This is a genomic window from Flagellimonas flava (genome assembly GCF_900129665.1).
GTDB classification, from domain to species: Bacteria; Bacteroidota; Bacteroidia; order Flavobacteriales; family Flavobacteriaceae; genus Flagellimonas; species Flagellimonas flava.
The window spans coordinates 884,713-903,241 of sequence record NZ_FQWL01000001.1 but is presented as its reverse complement, the minus strand read 5'-3'; the positions used below and the strand labels follow the sequence as shown (position 1 = coordinate 903,241).

Below are 18,529 nucleotides of genomic sequence, written 5' to 3'. Positions count from 1 at the left end.
CACAACTAGAAATATCGCTCTTTCAGAATATTCAAATGATGGACTTCATGACCGATAATGGATTTTAAAAAATCCTTCAGGGTAACATCATACTGCCTTGCCCTCCCTATTAGGTTCAGTTGATTTTCAGAGAGGGTTGCTATAAAACTTACACTTGAGCTCCTAACATTTTTGAAATCGCTAACTAAAGTTGAAAACTGGAGCTGATCAAAGCGACTGTTGTTGACCAAGGCATTTTGGTCATATCCCCAAAGCTCCATTTGTTGGTTTCTACTTAGAAAAAAGGCCCTTGACATCTTTATCCTTTCGTGATCGGTGATATGGCCCACCACCTGTTTTATGCTCCATTTACCAGGGGCATAACGGTAGTTTGCTTTCTCCTCCTCTATGCCATCCAGAAATTCAACGATCTCTTTGGGGTTATACAATGTTTTCAAATCCTGATTTTGAACCTGTTCAAAATAATATGGAAATCCATCATGGGGATTATAGTTACTCATAAACTATACTTATTGGGAATCTATTTAAATCCATGGGTTTTGATCAAAAATAGTCTTCATAAAATGATATTGCAATCTTTACGAAATGCTAAAATCTAAGTTTTTTACATAAAATTCTCTTAAAACCCAAGGTGGTATTCGTTCACTCCTTTTCTGCCTTAGGCAATTAATTTAGTTTTGATTGAACTGGAAAAATCAAAAAATGCAATATCAAATAGAATCCTTGTATGAGCCACTTTACTTCTACATTAAGAAGCGGGTAGGTAATCAAGAAGATGCGAAGGACCTTACCCAAGACGTGTTTTATAAACTGTCCAAGTCCGAATTGGATTCTATCGAAAATGTGAGGCATTGGGTATTTACCATCGCAAAAAATACCATCACAGATTATTACCGTCAAAAAAGGATTTTTACCGAAAATGCTGATAACAGAGTTATTCCTGACGTGGCTGAACCGCATGATGTTTCCAAAGAATTAAGTGAATGTATTGATTCATTCATTGATTTCCTTCCAGAAGAATATCGTACCCTGCTTAAACTTTCGGAATTGGATGGAATTTCGCAAAAACAAATTGCGGAACAGACGGGGATGAATTATGTTACGGTTCGTTCCAAGATTCAACGAGGAAGGAAAAAGTTGAGAGCTATTTTCGCCCAGTGCTGTGTGGTTACCCAGGGTGGAAAGGGCAGTATACTAGGTTACGAACAACGTATCCCTTGTAATCAAAAAGGCGTCTGTCGTTGAAAAGATAAATGCGAATTTATCCTTGAACTGCCGCATGGCAGTTTTTTTTTGCATCAATTTAATGTTCTCCCGTCTATAGTGCTTAAAGAAATCATTTAGTAAAAACAGCATGAAAACTCAACAAAGAAATCTAATCGTAACAATTTTGTTAGCACTTGTTTCAAACATCGGAATGATTCAAGCCCAAATCGCGGATGAGCCCAATTTGAAAAAAGAAAGTTGCACCCAACAAGAGTCAACCTCTGGATGTTCCCCAACATCATGTCGTGGCGCTAAAACCAAATTTGGGGAGGCCAAAGTGATTGGCAAGTTGCGGTTGGACTTGATTGACCTGAAAGCAGATATGGAAAAATCCGTAGTGCCGGCATTTGATCCAAGGTCATACGACATCCACGGAATTGTTGGAGAGACTGATGAAGAAAGTTTGGACATAATTGTCAAGGAAGTCCAAATCGTTGAAAAGGAAATTGCCAAAAAGCTCAACCCCAAGCTAAATGCGTTTGCACTGCCTGAGAGCAAGGCAGGACAGATTCAATATTTATCAAAACGCATCCAGGATTTAAGGGCTCTACTTTAAGTAATGGTCTGATGCTATAGAACTGGCTCCAGCCGTAGGGGTCGGAGCTGGTACGTTAATTTTTATTCCGTGAATTTTCGAAAAATCGTTAGCCTCTTCATTGCTCTGGCTTTTTTGGTACTTGCCATAACAGGTATCCTGTCCTACCTTCAGGCATATTCTAGACCTATTGCAAGCTTGCATACCGTATTTGGCGGGTTGTTTGTCTTGGGAGTTCTATTTCATCTAAGCAATAATCTAAAGGCTTTGATGCGGTACTCCAAAGCAAAATATATATTGCCCATTGCAGGTACTGTGGCAATGGTATTTCTTGGTGCCATGTATGGAGTAAACCCTATTTCATCCTTAATGGATTATGGAAGCAAACTTAAGGCCAAGTCCGTTTCAAAAGTGGGTCAAAACAACTATTTGGTACTGGAAATGGGTCATGAAAAAGAAATTAAACTAGATATTGACCTTTTGCGTGCCGAACACTATTGGCATCCACAAATGGCTATCTGGACCGAGGATACCGAGGGTAATTATCTTGAAACAATCTTTGTTTCAAAGGCAACGGCCAAAGGATTGTTTTTTGGAGGGCGAACCAAGGAAAATTTTAAAACCTTTGATGAAAAACAAAAGTCAAGAGGGGAATATAGACGAGTAAATGCACTTCCTGTTTGGGCCCATAAGAGAGGTGTAAGCAATGCAGATGGAATGTATGCTCCATCAAGCAGGAATCCCCTACCCGACGCGATTACAGGTGCTACTCTTGATGATAGTTTTAAGCTATATACCTCTGTAGCGTATTCCAAAGCCTTCGTTTTAAGGTTGGAACTCAATGTAGCCTTTGATGACAACGAATACTATTCTGAGTATGACTTCCCAGATGATGCAACATTTCATAATGGAACAGGGCAATTAGGCCAACCTTCCATCATTTTTGAAACCAAAATAGAAATCAAAAAGGAAAAAGAACATTACCTAATGAAACTTGTAGGTCATGGGCATCATTCTGGGCAAACAGGAGAATTATATACGGATTTATCCACTCTTACCACAGCAAAAGAATTGGTTGAGCGCATCGTTGTAGGAGTGGAGCATGGGACTTTAGAGCATCATATTGTCGAAAACAAATAAAATGTCATAAAGCCATCCTTGAGCTTAGTTCAGCAGAAATCTTACTATAAACTGGTACGCTTAATTGCAGTTTTTTACCCTCCTCAACAACATAGTGTACAAGGGAGTAGACTTCAGTCTGTTTTTTCTTCTTTTGGATATCACTATGAAGGGATGAGGTAGCCTCTGCTGGCAAAGACTCTAATTTATGCAATATATCATCCTTTGCGGTATTAGCTACAAAAATCCCCTTATTCCGTACCACAACGGAAATCTCGCTTATCAAAGAAGATAGTACATCCCTTTTCTTTGGGTCCGATAGTATAGGACCAAGACCTTCATCGAAGTAAGAAGTAGCCGTCGCCATGGCCGAGATAAAAATGAATTTTTCCCAGATGATTTTTAGAATATCAGAGGTCAAGGTCGCTTCTATGTTCGCCTGTTGAAATAAAAGTCGTAGTTGCTCCAATCGTTGATCATTTTCGTTTGGGACCCCGAAAAAAAGCTTCTGAATGTTCCCAAGATTTTCGACTACACCTGGTCGGGACAATCTTGAAATAATGTACACGCAACCCTCACAAATCAGATTTTTGGGAACCAACTTTTGTGTTCGCTGTCTGGCATTGACACCGTTTAGCAAAGGTAAAATGACTGTTTTGGAATGAATACAGGGTTCGAGCTGTTTCACTGTTTCTTCCAAATCGTAACTTTTTGTACATAGAAGAATGTAATCTACCGGACCTATTTGGGAAGGATTATCGCTAGCCATTTGGGGAATAGCAGTAAGCTCCATACCCCCTTGTACCACCTTAAGACCCGATTGGATAATCTCCTTTAGATGTTCTCCTCGCGCCAAAAAATTGACATGAACTTCCCTCCCGTCCTGAAAACGACTTGCTAACAGGCCTCCAAAATAGCCCCCTACCCCTCCTATTCCAGCCACTAAAACAGATACTTTTGCCATTGATACTTTACCTTAAATTTTAGTTGAAGTTAAGCATTACGATTTTTTGAAAATGCCAAATCACCCAACCTAGGCGATCACAGGATTTGGAAAATTCCAACAAACGAAGGGCAAAATCATTGGAACCAGCGTAAAATGGGTTGACCAAAACTATAATATTGCGGGAAATAAAAATTATCTGTTAGATTTGCTCGTATCATGCACTTGTAAATCTTCAAGGGCTAAGGAATAAGATGGCCTATTACAACACCGTAAGGTACCAACTGCCTAAACATCAAAAATGAATATTAAACCTGAAATTACCATCGCATCTCCCGGTAGAATCAATTTAATAGGAGAACACATTGATTATAATGGAGGACATGTACTTCCGGCTGCCATAGATTTATGTGTTCGGTTGTATTTCAAAAAGAATAACTCTCCAGAGTGCACTATTTACTCAAAGAACGTGGGTGATCGTTTTAAAATCGATTTGAAAAATATTGAGATCAGTGAAAAGGAATGGCACAATTACTTTTTAGGGGTAATCCACTTTATTGAACAGAAATATCCCAACACTATTTCCAGTTTCGACTGTGTGGTGGACAGCGCTTTACCAATCGGTTCTGGGGTAAGCTCTTCTGCAGCTCTGGAATGTGGATTCGCCAAAGGTCTTGATGAGCTTTTTGACATAGGTTTATCGGAGATGGACATCATAACAATGGCGAGGGATGCGGAACATCATTTTGTGGGTACTAAATGTGGTATCATGGATCAATTTGCGGTCGTAAGGGGAAAAAAAGACGAGTTGATTCGGTTGGATTGTAACGACCTATCCTTCAATTATGTGCCCGCCCAGATAGCTCCTTACGCCCTTGTTCTTGTGAATAGCAATGTATCCCATAATTTGGCCACTAGTGAATATAATGTAAGAAGGCAGGAATGCGAATCTGGAATGCAGCATATTCAGAAAAGGTATCCGCAATATAATTGTTTAGCGGAAGTTCCCCAGAAGGTGGTCAAAGAAATTGAATCCACGGTACCGTCAAAGACATTCCAGAGGTTACTTTATGTGATCCAGGAAAACATACGAACCAAAGAAGCCTGTTCAGCCCTTGTTGACGGCGACATGATTACAGTTGGCCAGAAGTTGTTCGAATCCCATGCAGGACTAAGTGAACTTTACGAGGTAAGCTGCACTGAACTGGATTTTTTGGTCGATTTCGCAAAAGGTTTCCCTGGTATTATTGGAGCACGCATGATGGGTGGTGGTTTTGGGGGTTGCACAATCAATCTGGTCCATCAATCAAAGGTTAATGAATTCATGGAGAAAGTTACAAAGGCGTACCAAGAACAGTTTGGTATTCAGCCAACGCCATTCACCGTATCCATTGGAGATGGGGTAAGACGAATCTCTTAGGATATTGTGTGGAGAATCTGGATTTTAATGAATCCTCAAATACCCGGGTTGATTCCCAGGGTATACTAGCGGCAACAACCAAGTGAGCCCTTCTACCAAATTCAATTAGTACTTTATAAAAAGACCTATAAATAATTTTTAATCAATTAATTAGAATCCAATATTAGTTTATTGGACAAATACATATATCTAGTATATGGCTTGGAACGTTCCCCTGCAAATTCATAGGCCTTTCCAAAGTGGTACGTTGCCTTCTCTTGATTCCTGGTCTTAATATAGTATTCGCCCATGGCCAAATTGGCAATGTAATTCTCCGGTTCTTTTTTGAGCATTTCAGATAGGATCTCAAAAGCCTTTTCCCTATTGTCTTCCAGTAGCATAAAGCTTAATGGGTAATAATAGTAGTATGGAAATCCTTCTCCTAGGGCCAATGCTTCGTGCTCCACAGCCTTACTTTCGGCACCCATACCTTTTTTGGCCAATAATTTGGACTTCAGCATGAGATTTCTGAATTCTTTTCCAAGCTGTAGGGATTTCTCCACATACCTGAGGGCCTTATTTATTTTACCCGAATCCCTTTCCACCGTAAGTTCTGCCATCTTTATATAATCATCAGAATTCTTCCCTTTTTTGGATTTCAAATCCGACAGAACATTGGCCGAAACATCGGTGCTAATCTGGAAACCGCATCTTACATTGGACCACTGTAATTCCAAATGTGCGGATCCAGACTCTCGGGTTACAAACTGGTAATTCAACCACTCCTGATATGGTCCTGGAACCGGAGTTGCCGTTACGCGCAGGGCATCCTCCTCCTTTTGATAACTAAAGCTTCCCCATTTATCAGAATCATTGGAAAAAATAAATATCCATTCCTTTTCTTTTACAAAAACATGAAGCCCGTATTTTCCCCTTGGAATGGGTTTGCCCTGTATTTTGACATCGTGTTTAAATTCAATGGTAGTATTTTGATTTGAACCCGCACGCCATGGATATTCTACCCCATCCACTACAAAATCATATGGAACTATACCGCCAAAAATCTTACGGTTTTTGGCAGAAGGACTATGATAGACCACGGTTATATCCGTTGTGCCAATGCGCTGTGTCACACTAGCCCTCTGACTTACCTTTGTGGCCACAAGCATATCCTGCGCTGTAATCGATATGGAAGTCATAAGGAAAACACCAAGTAAAAACAATTGCCTGATTTTCATGAGAGGTTTTTTTAGGTATAGCTTATTTTATTTTTAAACCTTTATCTTCCTGAAATCTTCCAGTAACCAGCCATCCACCAAAATCCTCAGAGACTGCCAATAAGAGTGTGTTCTTTCCTTTTTTAAGGTCAACATAAACGGCGTCAAAGAGTCCTATTGTTCCTAGGTATCTATAATCCCGGGACCTAAAACGATTGGTTCCCTTATAGATAGGCTTTCCATTTAGTATGACCACTACTCTATCGCTGTATCCAAATTCCAAAAGTTTGGTTTGGGCCTCATCAGATGTAACCGTAACCTTTGCAAATACGGTATTCATGGGATCATCTTCCAAAGTCAATTTTCGAGATATATTAGCTGCGACGCCTTCTTCGACCTGAACCTTATGCTTCCATTTTCTTTTGCTGATCAATCCATCGATGCTACCCACATCTTCCAAGAGTTTTTCATCAAACTTGTCAGATAGCTCCCATTCTGGGATTAAACCCTCAAGGGCTTTCCTTTCTTTCGGTTCGAAATCCTTAATCTGGGGAGTTTCATGATTAACCCGAATATTGGCTAAATGTACCCCGCTTATTCCTCCACCTGAAAAACTGATACCCCCAGCCTTTGGTTCATGGTAAAGATTCCAGGAAAGATTGGGTTTTTCTGCGTGGTCCAAGAATATCTGGGCCTTATTGTCATTCACCGCAATCTTCACATGGGTCCAACGGTCATGACTATACTCATATGGAAAGGAATACTTGGGACCAAAATAGAGCTGCCAAGCTGTTAAACCTTTGATTATTGGTATGGTTTGATTGGCATCGGGATTTCCGGATTGGTGGGGCCTGATATAAAAAAGTTCGGCATTGTCATCATTCACCCTAAACGAGACCCCGGGAAAGCCCCTGTCTTTTTTAAGGTAGATGTCGTATTCAATGGTCCCATTTAAAAAATTGGCATCTTTCAATGTCATAGACCCTGAATGGAGATAAATAGCGTCGCTCCCCTTGTAAGGTTCCAAGACATAACCCTCAGCCTGAATATCCCACTGCGTTGTATCTAAAGGGATATTTTTTTGACCATGCAAAGCCATTATGCCACAGAATAAAAGTGTAGATAAGATTGATATGCGTTTCATGATGTTTATTTTTTGATGCTTCGAAATAAGCCCAAAACCGTGGTTAAGCTGAAAACAAGTTCGTTCAAGTTGGTTCATTCCCGTTCAGACATCAATATTTTTGTGATCTTTGGAGTTCGAAGTCACACTATGTATACAGAGCACAAATTGGTCAAGAAGTGTTTGCAGGAAATCGAGGAGAGCCTAGGTTGGGGAGCCTCAGATTCATGGCATAATGATATGTTTGTGGAACTTAGCGAACGTATCCAGCAACAAACCAAGGTGCTTTTGAGTCCCGTTACCCTTAAAAGAGTCTGGGGTCGTATTGATTATAAGAGTGCGCCTAGCATAACCACTTTAAACACACTTTCCCAATTTGCCGGATATGAGAACTGGAGGGATTTTAAAGCAAAGTCGGATATCAAAAGAACTTCCAGAATATCCAACAAGGTGAGCTCCAATCTAGGAATCATCATGCTTAGTGCCTCGGTAATGACCGTAATCTTCATTTCCTTCTTTTCCTTAAAAGGACCGGGAAATATCCCACTACCTATAGATTCAGAAAGCTTGGTCTTCACAAGTCGGCCCATTGCCAAAGGATTACCTAACTCCGTGGTCTTTGACGTTGATCTTGGTGAGGTGCAATCCGATAATATCCGTATTCAGCAGTATTGGGATCCCACTAAAACCATATCGCTTAAGCCCGGACAAAAACAGGCTACCGGTCAGTATTATTATCCAGGATATTTTAGGGCCAAACTTTTGGTCGATGGAAAAGCACTTAAGCAGCATGACCTTTTTATCAAGACAGAAGGGTGGCTGGGAACCTTGGATTATAGACCAATTCCCAAGTATATACCTTCCCGCCGGATAGAGGGCAATAAACTGGACTTTCCCAACGACATCTTGGAAGAAATTAGCAATAGCAGTGAGCCATTGACATCCACCTTTCATTTGGTGAAGGATATGGAAGATATCTCAGGAGATAACTTCATATTACGTAGCAAGGTTCAAAATGTGTACAACGACAAGTGGGCGGTATGCAAAAAGTTGGTGGTAGTAATTCTTGGGTCAAAAGGTGCCATGACCATTGGCTTTTCTGTGCCAGGTTGTACTTCTGAACTGGGTGTTATGATGAACGATGTTTACGTTGATGGAAAGGAACATGACCTTTCCAAAATGGGGATTGACCTTTCTCAGCCTCAGGAAATTGAGATTAAGGTAAAAAACAAAGAACTTCAAGTCTTCGCGGGTGGCAAAAAAAGTTTTGAGGGCAGTTATAACGAAAGTGTTGGCAGAATTGCCGGTCTACGTTTTCGTTTTTTAGGTGCTGGCGAGGTTTTGGATTATGAACTTGCGAAGTTATCAGAGGAGGTGGTTATTAGTTCCGATAAGGCCAACTTATAATACTTCAGGCTTAGTCCGCAAACTGGACTCTGATCAGGGGACTGCTCATCATGCTATGAAAGGTTTTGACATTCATGTGAAAACTAGATGAAATCTCCTTGGTAAAGTTCTTTAATTCTTCAAGTTTGTTGTCGTCATAATAGACCCCATTCAAAAGAACTCCCGAAATCCGTTGCGTATTGGAAATATCCACCAAAGGATTGGAATCCAATAGCACTAAATCAGCGACTTTACCAGGTTTTATTGTACCATAATCCGAATCTAAATCAGCGTAGTTGGCGGCAACCCAGGTTGCTGTCTGCAGAGCCTCTAAATTGGACAATCCACTTTTGACCAAGTCCTGAAGTTCATCATGAAGGCTAAAGCCCGCAAAAACATAGGAGTCCGTTACGTCCGTACCTGCCAATATGGGCACACCCAAATCACTTGCCATTTTTACCTGTGCCTTGGCCGCTTTATAAAATGAACTGCTTACACCAACATTATCGCCTTCCAAATTTCGTTTACTATTACTTTGCGTATCAATGCCCCACCAAAGTTTTTTGCGGACCATCGTGACATACTCAAGATTTGGGTTTTCCCTAAAATCTGTTTCGTGGGCCTTGGCCTCAAACTTCAGCGTTTGCAAAGTTGGGGTCCAATAGGCCTTATTTTCCGCCATGTGCTGCATAAGGTCTTTGGCAATTGTGGTGTCAAAATCATCTACCATAGACTTTTTAAAAACCGAAAACTGACTTTTCCAATCTACCGGATTTCTAAGTTTGTCCGCATTTGGAAAGGCTTCGAACATAAAGATGCGTCCATGCTCAAAACTTTTTTGTCCTAGCTCTATCGATTCCTCAAGACTCAGAAACATTGGTTTATGACCAGCCAGGTGCATTCCATACTTCGGAGCCTCAAGTGCAAGTGCTCTGTACGTTTCTGGCGAAAGTTGTTGGTAGACCTTAATAAAATCAACCTCTTGGTTTTTATAGTAACGAAGCAAGGAATCCACTTGGGATGTATTCTGGAGCTTGAAAAAATTGGGGAATCCATCTGGAACGGATGCCTCACCATCCATTTGATAACTGCTTTGGAGCACATACCTTGGCGTTACCCGCTTATTTTTCTCCAATTCATCGTTCCACTTCAATCGCTCTCTGCTGCCTACCCAATAACTGTCCGGTTCGTTAAGTTGACCGGACATGTCCCGAATTCCCGTGACCCCATTGGCCACATAAAGTGGATAATGCAGCCATTCCGAATGTTGGTTGGAATGGGTGTGCATATCCCACAATCCTGGAATAACATATTTTCCCGTACCATTTATGGCCAGAACATCTTTTTTAATCAATGCTTTGCTCTCTCCCAAATAGATAATTCTATTGCCGCGAATATGGATGTCCTGGTTTTGAAGAATGTTTCCGGTTTCAACATCTACAATGTTTACGTGTCGTATCCAGACGTATTCCGATGTAGGAGGAACTTCCAAATTTGGCATTGGCCAAGCCAAGCCAATTGCATAGGTAAGAAGAAGTAAAACGACAAAGGCCACAATAACCCTAAGACTCTTGATAAGTGATTTTAGCATGAAAATGATTGATGTTGTCTATAGGACGAAAAAGAGAACGTCCTGTTACAAAATGCCACCGCCAAACCTCCAAATTTAATTGTGAACGGCGTAATTAAGCAAAATACTGGCTACCTAATCCCACCAATCTTCTTGATGGTTGGCGAGCAAGGAATTCAACTCTATCATGGCCCCAATCTTTGGGGCTATCATGGGTAAACCAAGAGAATTGGCCTTTATGGCCACCCTTTCTATAGGGTCGGTCCATGAATGCAATGCCAACTTAAAGGCTCCCCAATGGATTGGCATGATAACATTGGCTTTCAAATCTATTCCTGCTTGGGCCGTTTCTTCAGGAAACATATGGATATCGGGCCATAGTTTGTTGTATTGTCCACACTCGAGCATCGCAAAGTCAAATGGACCATAAGCCTCTCCTATTTCCTTGAAATGGTTGGCATAACCACTATCACCGCTAAAGAAAATACTTTCAGTTTCAGATTGGATCACCCAAGAAGCCCACAGTGTACTTTGGCCATTACTGAATTTTCTACCTGAAAAATGTTGCGCAGGGGTGCATACAAATCGTAAGTCTTCCAAACTGGTATCTTGCCACCAATCCAATTCCTGAATTTTATCTTGGGGAACTCCCCATGCCTCAAGATGTACCCCCACTCCTAAGGGCACATAAAATTGATTAACCTTATTCTTCAAGCTTTTGATGGACTTATAGTCCAAATGGTCATAATGATCATGGGAAATCAAAACAGCATCTATTTTTGGCAACTTTTCAATGGCAATGGGAAGTTCTTCATTGAACCTCTTTGCCCCTAGCAAGGGATGGGGTGCGGGGACTTCTCCCAACATTGGATCTATTAGAATGTTTTTGCCATTCATTTGAAGCAAAAAAGCAGAATGCCCAAACCACATTAGTCTAGTCCCACCATGGTATGATACCAAAGAAAGGGAATCTACTGTATGGTTGGGTAATTCTTCGCTCGGTCTACCCTTTTCCACTTTGGTGAAAAAGAATTTTCGAGTCATTGATAATATTTCAGAAAAGGTGGGGTCCTTGGGAACATCTTTGTCGTTTTTGAACTTCCCCTCTTCAAATTGAGAAGAGTCCGTATATTGGGATTGCCGTTCTTTGGATACATCCCCTCCAAATGAGGGATAAAAATTAACAAAGGCGAAGTAGGCTACTATCAAAAGACCTATAATAATCCCAATGGTTATCAACATTCGTTTAAAGAGTTTTAGGAGTTTTTTCAAAGCAGTGCATTAAGCGTTTTTGACAATAAGATTAATATCTCTGTTTTCCAAGTGTTTACTTTTTTGAGAATGGAACAAAGTATGAATCATTGCCAGGCCTATTCGTGTTGTAGTGGTAATGTTATTTGACCTTTTCAGTAAAGGAAATATGGGCCTTGTAAGCACATAAAAGGCATTGTACCATCCCGTTTTGGATTTGATTCCCCGTTCTGGAATTATCAAACCAGGCCTAAAGGCGTAGGCGTCCTTAAAACCTTTGTTCAGAATATAGTTTTCCGTCCTTCCCTTTATCCTGGCCCACATGGACCGTCCTTTTTCGGAGGTGTCAGTGCCGGTTCCAGATACATAGTTAAATATCATGCTTGGATTCAGTTCAAATAAAACATCCGCAAACATTTTAGTAATATCATAGGTGATTTGAGAATAAATTTTCTCATCCAACCCTACAACCGACACGCCCATACAGAAGAAACAGGCGTCATATCCATTGATCTCATTTCTAATTGAACCCAAATCCATAAAATCTTTCAATAAGATCTCTTTTAACTTCGGATGTTCCATTCCCAAAGCAGTCCGATTAACCACCAAAACTTCCATAATGGAATCATGGTCAAGACATTCCAACAGCACGCCTTTGCCAACCATTCCCGTGCTTCCCGTGATGATAACACTTTTCATAATGCAATTTAAGACAATACCTCCTTAAGGTAAATGGAAAATGGAAACTGAAAACAATCCAAACCTGCTAATAGCTTTAGTTTCAACTGGAAAGATAAACGTCTAAAAGCAGGGATTGTATTACGAATAGTTCCTTGCAGTAAATGTACGGTAATGTCGGCCCTTAAACTGATTTAGAACATCCGATTGGGTCGATGTAAAAGATATTATAATCGTTTTGAACTACTTGGCAGTAAAAACTCTTCAAAGGCCCTTGTAAATTCGTCCCCCAAATTACTGTTGGTAAATACGATAAAGCCAAATTTTTGTTCTGGGCTGTAAATGAATTTACAATCGTAATCCCCATTGTTGCCTCCATGCGCAATCAGTTTTCCAAAAGGGGTTCTTTGGACGAAAAAACCATGGGAAACATGTTGTGGAACCTCAGGGTCATACAATTTCTGCTCTTGGGTCAACTCCGTATACGGGTCGTAAATTAATTGATAAGAATTTTTTGAAAGTCCCTTTTCATTAATAAGTCCCAACACAAATGACTTAAACAAATGGGCATTGGTCGACATGGCCGATGCGGGGCTGGCAACACGTTCTTTCTCCTTGACCTGTGGATATTGGTGCATATGCCCCAACGCAAAGCGATCTTCTTGTTCATCGGTATAAAAGAAATGGGAGTCTTTCACCTTAAAAGGCCTTGCCACTTCTTGTTCATACAATGTCCGAAGGTCTTTTCCTGTAATATGCTCCACTACCCTTCCCAAATAGTTAAAGGCTTCCCCTGAATAACCAAATGCAGTTCCTGGCTCGAAATTCAATTGAATTTCACCACCACTTTCCCATGTGCCCGGGCCACCCCAAGCCCAATTGGGCAATCCAGAGCGATGCCCCAAAATAATTCTCGCTGTCAGCAGTTTGGAGCGCTCATCATTTTCAATATTGGGAAATGTGAGGTATTCATGTAATGGTTTATCCAAGTCAATGATACCCTTTTCGGCCAACCGCAACACCAGCACTGCAAACACAGATTTTGTAATGCTTGCAGCCTCAAAAAGCGTTTGATCATTGATAGGTTCCTTGGTAAAATTGCTGTTGACACCAAATTCTTTGTCGTAAAACACTTTGTTGTTTCGGATTACAGCAACGGAAACGGCTGGGATATCCAAATATGACTGCCAAGCAGCAACAAACTTGTCTATATCTGATTCGGAGACATAGGAAATGGGCAATCCTTCCGCTGCTGGTGGATTGATTTGTGGCTGGGGTTGTTTTGCTACAATTATGCCGGATACCGATATCGTAGTATCGGGCTGCACCATGAATGTCTGCAATACATCGTAACTAAGCTTATGGGTATTCTGATTAAACCCAGAGGAGTACATCGGGCTTGTAAAGTATCCATTCGGGCTGACCTTATATTGACCAATGGGAATAATAGCTTGGAAATGACCGGTAGTATCTACCATGGTTTTAACCCACAGATTTGGATACTCTTGGGATACCAAATCTATGGAATTGACACGTTCCAATGGACTAAGCTCGGTCATATCAATCATGCCACTTACTTTGCCCGTTCGAGTTTGGGACCCTAGCAAGAGTACGTCACCTAATTTTTGCGAACCAAAGCTTTTACCAAAACCATCTTTCCAAAGCAATAGGGTTTCGTTACTACTACTTCGATCGTGGTCAATCATCATAAAATCCAAACCTAGGGTATTATTGACTTTAATTTGGCCCTCCATTTGGATTTCCCACTCATACTGAATGCGATTCCCCATCCGTTTTCTTGCCACTTTTGCTTTATCCAAGGTCAAGAAATGGTTCTCCGTCCTATACGTTCCAGGTTTGTGGTGCACCTCCAAAACTCGATCAGATGCCACATAGAACAAGGGAGAACCTCCCTGGATGTTGTGGAGTGCATCCACGTATAATAGCATATGGTCTTGGGTGGTATGACTTTGACCATTATCCCCAATAAAATCATCGTCCAAAACTTCAATAGCTACGTAAAGAAGTTGCTCCTTTTCTTTATAGGCGACAGCAAACTGAGCTGAAAAATCTTCATTGGATTCATCGTCATTACCATAAAAATATTGCATCCGGTACCAGTTCACCGTTTCGGGCCAATCCTTGAGATTTCCATCCAGATCAATACTGGCAACCGGGTATGCAAGAGCGACCTCTTGTGAAACAACATTGCTGGTGACGAAGACTGCGGATAAAGCAAAAAGAAACATCTTTCTCATAGAACACTTAAAAAGTTAGAGACACCGATTCATTGGTGCGGGGGTTGATAAATTGAAGTATGGGTTTGGATTCCTTTTGATAGGTGACCAAAAACTGAAGATAAGTTTCATCATTTTTAATGGGACGTGTTGCAAATGCTTTTTCGAATAGTTTGGACAAATCTTCGGGGGATTTCGCAGCCATATCCAAACTGTCTAAAAACAGGTATCGATTACACGTTCTATGTTGATAGCCTGCCGTTTTATAATCCGAATTTTGAATTGGAAAATTGGTGTGATAATACACTGAATCCATTTTCGCAGTGTGCACGTTGACTTCGTTTTTTGAAATCTCCAGATTCACCACTTCTTCTCCTGAAACGAGCATCAGATTTTGTGCTATAGCCATGGGGATATGCTCAATAAAATGCCTGGCCTCTGAAATGGATTCCATCTGTAACAGTTTCCGCACAACAAAAACCAAAGGCAATCCCTCGATGTTCATGTTAAGCATAGGAAGAGAATTGCAGCTAACGGCCAGATTCTCTGACACACCACTCAGGGCAATGCTCCCTGGCATAGTGAACACAAAGTGATCTCTGTGCCGCAAGAGAATAGGCTGGCCCGATCCGTGGAGAAATTTTGGCAAATCCTGATTATAGACCAGAATGTTTTTATCCGTTCCGCGATACGCCATATTGGAACAGCTTTCATAATTGGAGGTGCAAAAATTATAGATTTCCTCCCCAAGATTAAAAAGCAATACTAAATCCCGGTCTAAACCAGCTCCATCGGCTATGCCATTTATCTCTTCAAGGAGCTCGGGGGCATATTTTTCAATTGCTTTGACAAAACCGGTATGCTTGTGCACAATATTGTGCATGCTATCCTGGTCTATGTTCAGTGCATCGGTAATCCCCTTGTGCCATTCATTTACCTGAAGGATAACTTCCTCCTTAAGTGCGGAGCCGTGGTGTTTTCCGTTGGCATAAGCATCACTGTCTTGCTCAATGTAATAAATGGATTGAAAACTATGCTCTTGTTTTTTAGGATCCTTTTTGGGTGAACATCCAATAAAAACCAAAATTAGTACTGCAAATAGGGAGTTTCGCACTGGACACATTATTTAGTTGGGATAAAAGTACCACATGCTATTTTAGCTAAATTGTATAATAGCGAAATGCTTCTTTTTGGTCTGTGATAAAGACCTTGTTCTGGCTCAATTGTTTGGGCGAAAAACCCCAATATTGTTTAAAGTCCTGATTCAAATGGGATTGGTCATAATATCCATGTTTGTAGGCTAAATCCGTTAGGGTAATGCTATTCGTATGGTGCTTGAGTTCCTCGCTGAAATTCCTGAATCGCATCCCAATGGAATATTGCTGAGGGCTCAATCCCACGGCCCTGCCAAATTTGGTTTCCACGGTTCGGGAGGATTTTTGAAACTTGGAGACTATCTTGGTCTTTGCTCCTTTAAAATCCGGATACTGGGCATCGAATAGTAAACAGGCTTCCCTGATCAGTTGCCACCGCCAAGTGGTTTTTGCCCGATCTTCCAACTCCTGACTCAGAATATTAATTATTTTTTTTCGATTCATGATCGGATGAAGCCCGATCAGTTTGGTATGGAGACTCTTATTCACCTCTTGGAAGGGTACCGTATGATTTAGGCTTTCCTTAAAATTAAAATCTGACAGCATGGAAAGCGCCCAAGGTTCAAGTTTGATAAAAGTAATATGGGTCTCGGGCAACAATTCTACATCCAAAGGACTGTCCATTTGCCCTCCCAAATAAATGCCCTTTCGGAAGGTTTCAACGGTGTTGTTTCTGTAAGTTCTATACCCATTGCCCTGCACAAAAGCCAGTTCAAACCGCCCATCGCCCACCAAAAGTCCGGTATTGCGTTTGAATAAGGAAGAGGTGTTTTCCAGGATCCAAACCTTTCTGATAAAGGAATGGTGTTTTTGACTTGGCGACATATCAAATCTTATTGCAAGTCAAGTTAGGAAAAAGAAACAATATCAAAAACCTACGGAAGTAGTTGTAAATAGATATGTTAGAAGTTAGTTGGGTAGAAAACAATTAAGGTTTATTGGTCACCACTAGCTCGTCATGCTCCCACACACCGCTGGCCACAACATCGCCTTTTTTGCCAAAAAATGCACCCTCACCAGTACGTTCATCATCTTTCCAGAGGCCAACAAATTTTTCACCATTGGGCCAGTGATAGGTCCCCTTTCCAGAACGCTTGTCATTTTTGTAGGCACCCACATAGTATTGACCATCATGCCAGTAAAAGGAGCCTTCACCATGGCGTTCATTATCCTTCCACTCCCCAATATATCGGCTACCTGTATTTAGAATAGCAACACCAAAACCATTGGCCTTACCGTTTTTGACCTCACCAACGTAGTGCATTTGACTTCCTTTGGAATTGGAAAAGGTCAAATATTGACCAGAAGATTTTTGTCGTAATTGACGTTGCATTCTAGCAATCCTCGCCTTTGCTTTTTCAAGAACAAAGCTCAACGAATCAAATTGTTGTATTTCTTTCGGAGATACATCTGCCAAAGTCTTAAGAGAATCCAGCAACTCCATTTGGGCCAATTGCGCAGAGTCTTTTTCTGGTCTAGCCTTTAGTTGCAGTAGCTTTTTGGTCAACGAAATGCGAAGTTCCAGTTCGGTCCCTTCCATAGCCTCGTCTTCCCCAAACTTTTCTTGATAAGCCTTTAATGCCCCAGAATAGTCATCTCCATCTATGATCATGGCATCAATCTGTGTCAATTCCTGACCATCAACACTCTTCGCATTCATCAAATTCTGCTGTTCTATCTTTTGAGCCTCGAGTTGCTGTTTCAAGTCTTTGGTTTTCCCATAATAGTAGCAAGAAATGCCAAAAGCGAGCACAAATAATACAAAAACAAACTTGGTCAGGTATTGATTTTTCATGATAGATGTCTAAGACTATGCATGATATACGTTCTTAATCATCAAAATGGATGGCGGGAAGCTTATTTTTTACCCTTCTAATGTCTGGGGAGAAATATAAATGGAACCTCATAGTCCAACTTTGTTTGAAAATTCCACCATTTTCCAAGGTCTGTCCTTGGGAATACATAAGTCCTCCGGCAACCGTCAGCCTCGGGGTTAAAATATAACCTAAGGTCGTAGTCAACCGTAAATCTTCCATTGGACTCGCTACAACCGCTTTCCCACTTTGCATGATCAATTCCGCCTCCGGAGATACATATAGGGTCTTTGGTTCCAACTTGTGATTGTTCAACGGCACCTTGGCCCGGAACATATAACGCCAACGATTTCTGAAAATGTATTCGCTGTCGTCAGCAAAACCTTTGGTCCATCTATGTTCTATTCGAATTCGATGGTAGAACATGGCACTGTAGACCGGTTGTGCAAATTGATATTGGTGCCAAATTCGAAATTCTGGCACAACAGGACGATCGTCTGAATCCTCATCCGTATTAAAATTTACCCGGAGTACCCCGCCCAAACTAAAGTTTACTTTTTTGGAATAGATATAACCAATGGCATGGCGGTTGTAAATTTGACCTATCTGGCCAATGAAGGGTGTGTCCTCAGTTTCTTCGAACCTAAAATGTGTCTGTGCATCCCAGAACAAACGTTTGGAAATCCGAATGTTTCCATAGGTGTTGAACCAAATTTTGGTCTTTGGGTCCTTAAACTTGGATTCTTCTGGCAAAACCTCCCCTTCCTGTGCGCTGACCGAACCAAACATCAAAATAAGGCCAACCAATCCAATGGAATACTTATATAGCTTTTTCAT

Annotated in this window: 17 protein-coding genes; 5 read left to right on the top strand and 12 right to left on the bottom strand. The window is 41.0% G+C overall.

The annotated features are described in order from the left end of the window. Window positions 1–5: 5 nt before the first annotated feature. The gene (locus tag BUC10_RS04150) at window positions 6–500 is read right to left on the bottom strand and encodes a DinB family protein (protein ID WP_073176614.1); all 495 of its coding nucleotides are present in this window, start codon (window positions 498–500) and stop codon (window positions 6–8) included. A 202-nt stretch (window positions 501–702) separates the two neighbouring features. Between BUC10_RS04150 and BUC10_RS04145 the strand changes: the two genes are divergently transcribed. The 3 genes from BUC10_RS04145 to BUC10_RS04135 all read left to right on the top strand — a co-directional run bounded on the left by BUC10_RS04145 (window position 703) and on the right by BUC10_RS04135 (window position 2,941). Next, on the top strand, window positions 703–1,245 hold the full coding sequence (locus tag BUC10_RS04145; protein ID WP_073176612.1) for a sigma-70 family RNA polymerase sigma factor: 543 nt from the start codon (window positions 703–705) through the stop codon (window positions 1,243–1,245). A gap of 172 nt (window positions 1,246–1,417) precedes the next feature. Beyond that, on the top strand, window positions 1,418–1,822 hold the full coding sequence (locus tag BUC10_RS04140; protein ID WP_073176611.1) for a hypothetical protein: 405 nt from the start codon (window positions 1,418–1,420) through the stop codon (window positions 1,820–1,822). Window positions 1,823–1,891: 69 nt separating this feature from the next. Beyond that, on the top strand, window positions 1,892–2,941 hold the full coding sequence (locus BUC10_RS04135; protein ID WP_073176610.1) for a DUF4405 domain-containing protein: 1,050 nt from the start codon (window positions 1,892–1,894) through the stop codon (window positions 2,939–2,941). Between the two features lie 4 nt (window positions 2,942–2,945). Here the strand turns inward: BUC10_RS04135 and BUC10_RS04130 are convergent, their stop codons facing one another. Then, entirely contained in the window at window positions 2,946–3,884 is a 939-nt protein-coding gene (locus BUC10_RS04130; protein WP_073176609.1) for a ketopantoate reductase family protein, read from the bottom strand. A 280-nt stretch (window positions 3,885–4,164) separates the two neighbouring features. Here BUC10_RS04130 and galK point away from each other — a divergent pair, with 280 nt between their 5' ends. Continuing rightward, on the top strand, window positions 4,165–5,283 hold the full coding sequence (gene galK / locus BUC10_RS04125; protein ID WP_073176608.1) for a galactokinase: 1,119 nt from the start codon (window positions 4,165–4,167) through the stop codon (window positions 5,281–5,283). Between the two features lie 146 nt (window positions 5,284–5,429). Here the strand turns inward: galK and BUC10_RS04120 are convergent, their stop codons facing one another. Beyond that, window positions 5,430–6,500, bottom strand: a complete 1,071-nt coding sequence (locus BUC10_RS04120; protein WP_073176607.1) for a DUF2911 domain-containing protein — start codon at window positions 6,498–6,500, stop codon at window positions 5,430–5,432. A gap of 22 nt (window positions 6,501–6,522) precedes the next feature. After that, complete coding sequence (locus tag BUC10_RS04115; protein WP_131819042.1) at window positions 6,523–7,623, bottom strand: hypothetical protein; 1,101 nt, start codon at window positions 7,621–7,623, stop codon at window positions 6,523–6,525. A 15-nt stretch (window positions 7,624–7,638) separates the two neighbouring features. On the opposite strand from BUC10_RS04115, the gene BUC10_RS04110 reads away from it, so the two are divergent. Continuing rightward, the gene (locus tag BUC10_RS04110; protein WP_073176605.1) at window positions 7,639–9,009 is read left to right on the top strand and encodes a hypothetical protein; all 1,371 of its coding nucleotides are present in this window, start codon (window positions 7,639–7,641) and stop codon (window positions 9,007–9,009) included. Window positions 9,010–9,019: 10 nt separating this feature from the next. Here BUC10_RS04110 and BUC10_RS04105 read toward each other — a convergent pair whose 3' ends face one another. The 8 genes from BUC10_RS04105 to BUC10_RS04070 form a co-directional block, all read right to left on the bottom strand. Then, window positions 9,020–10,579 carry an amidohydrolase family protein gene (locus BUC10_RS04105; protein ID WP_073176604.1) on the bottom strand — a complete coding sequence of 520 codons (1,560 nt, stop codon included), beginning with the start codon at window positions 10,577–10,579 and terminating at the stop codon, window positions 9,020–9,022. A 114-nt stretch (window positions 10,580–10,693) separates the two neighbouring features. Continuing rightward, window positions 10,694–11,800: an MBL fold metallo-hydrolase gene (locus BUC10_RS04100; protein WP_073176603.1), complete on the bottom strand. Its 1,107-nt coding sequence runs from the start codon at window positions 11,798–11,800 to the stop codon at window positions 10,694–10,696. Between the two features lie 39 nt (window positions 11,801–11,839). Then, window positions 11,840–12,508, bottom strand: a complete 669-nt coding sequence (locus BUC10_RS04095; RefSeq protein ID WP_073176602.1) for a Rossmann-fold NAD(P)-binding domain-containing protein — start codon at window positions 12,506–12,508, stop codon at window positions 11,840–11,842. Window positions 12,509–12,714: 206 nt separating this feature from the next. Continuing rightward, window positions 12,715–14,745, bottom strand: a complete 2,031-nt coding sequence (locus BUC10_RS04090) for a serine hydrolase (RefSeq protein WP_084732530.1) — start codon at window positions 14,743–14,745, stop codon at window positions 12,715–12,717. Window positions 14,746–14,752: 7 nt separating this feature from the next. After that, window positions 14,753–15,838, bottom strand: a complete 1,086-nt coding sequence (locus BUC10_RS04085) for a C45 family autoproteolytic acyltransferase/hydolase (RefSeq protein WP_165614850.1) — start codon at window positions 15,836–15,838, stop codon at window positions 14,753–14,755. Window positions 15,839–15,884: 46 nt separating this feature from the next. Continuing rightward, window positions 15,885–16,703: a helix-turn-helix domain-containing protein gene (locus tag BUC10_RS04080; RefSeq protein ID WP_073176599.1), complete on the bottom strand. Its 819-nt coding sequence runs from the start codon at window positions 16,701–16,703 to the stop codon at window positions 15,885–15,887. Between the two features lie 103 nt (window positions 16,704–16,806). After that, entirely contained in the window at window positions 16,807–17,673 is an 867-nt protein-coding gene (locus BUC10_RS04075; RefSeq protein ID WP_073176598.1) for an MORN repeat-containing protein, read from the bottom strand. Between the two features lie 34 nt (window positions 17,674–17,707). Continuing rightward, the gene (locus tag BUC10_RS04070) at window positions 17,708–18,529 is read right to left on the bottom strand and encodes a DUF2490 domain-containing protein (protein WP_073176597.1); all 822 of its coding nucleotides are present in this window, start codon (window positions 18,527–18,529) and stop codon (window positions 17,708–17,710) included.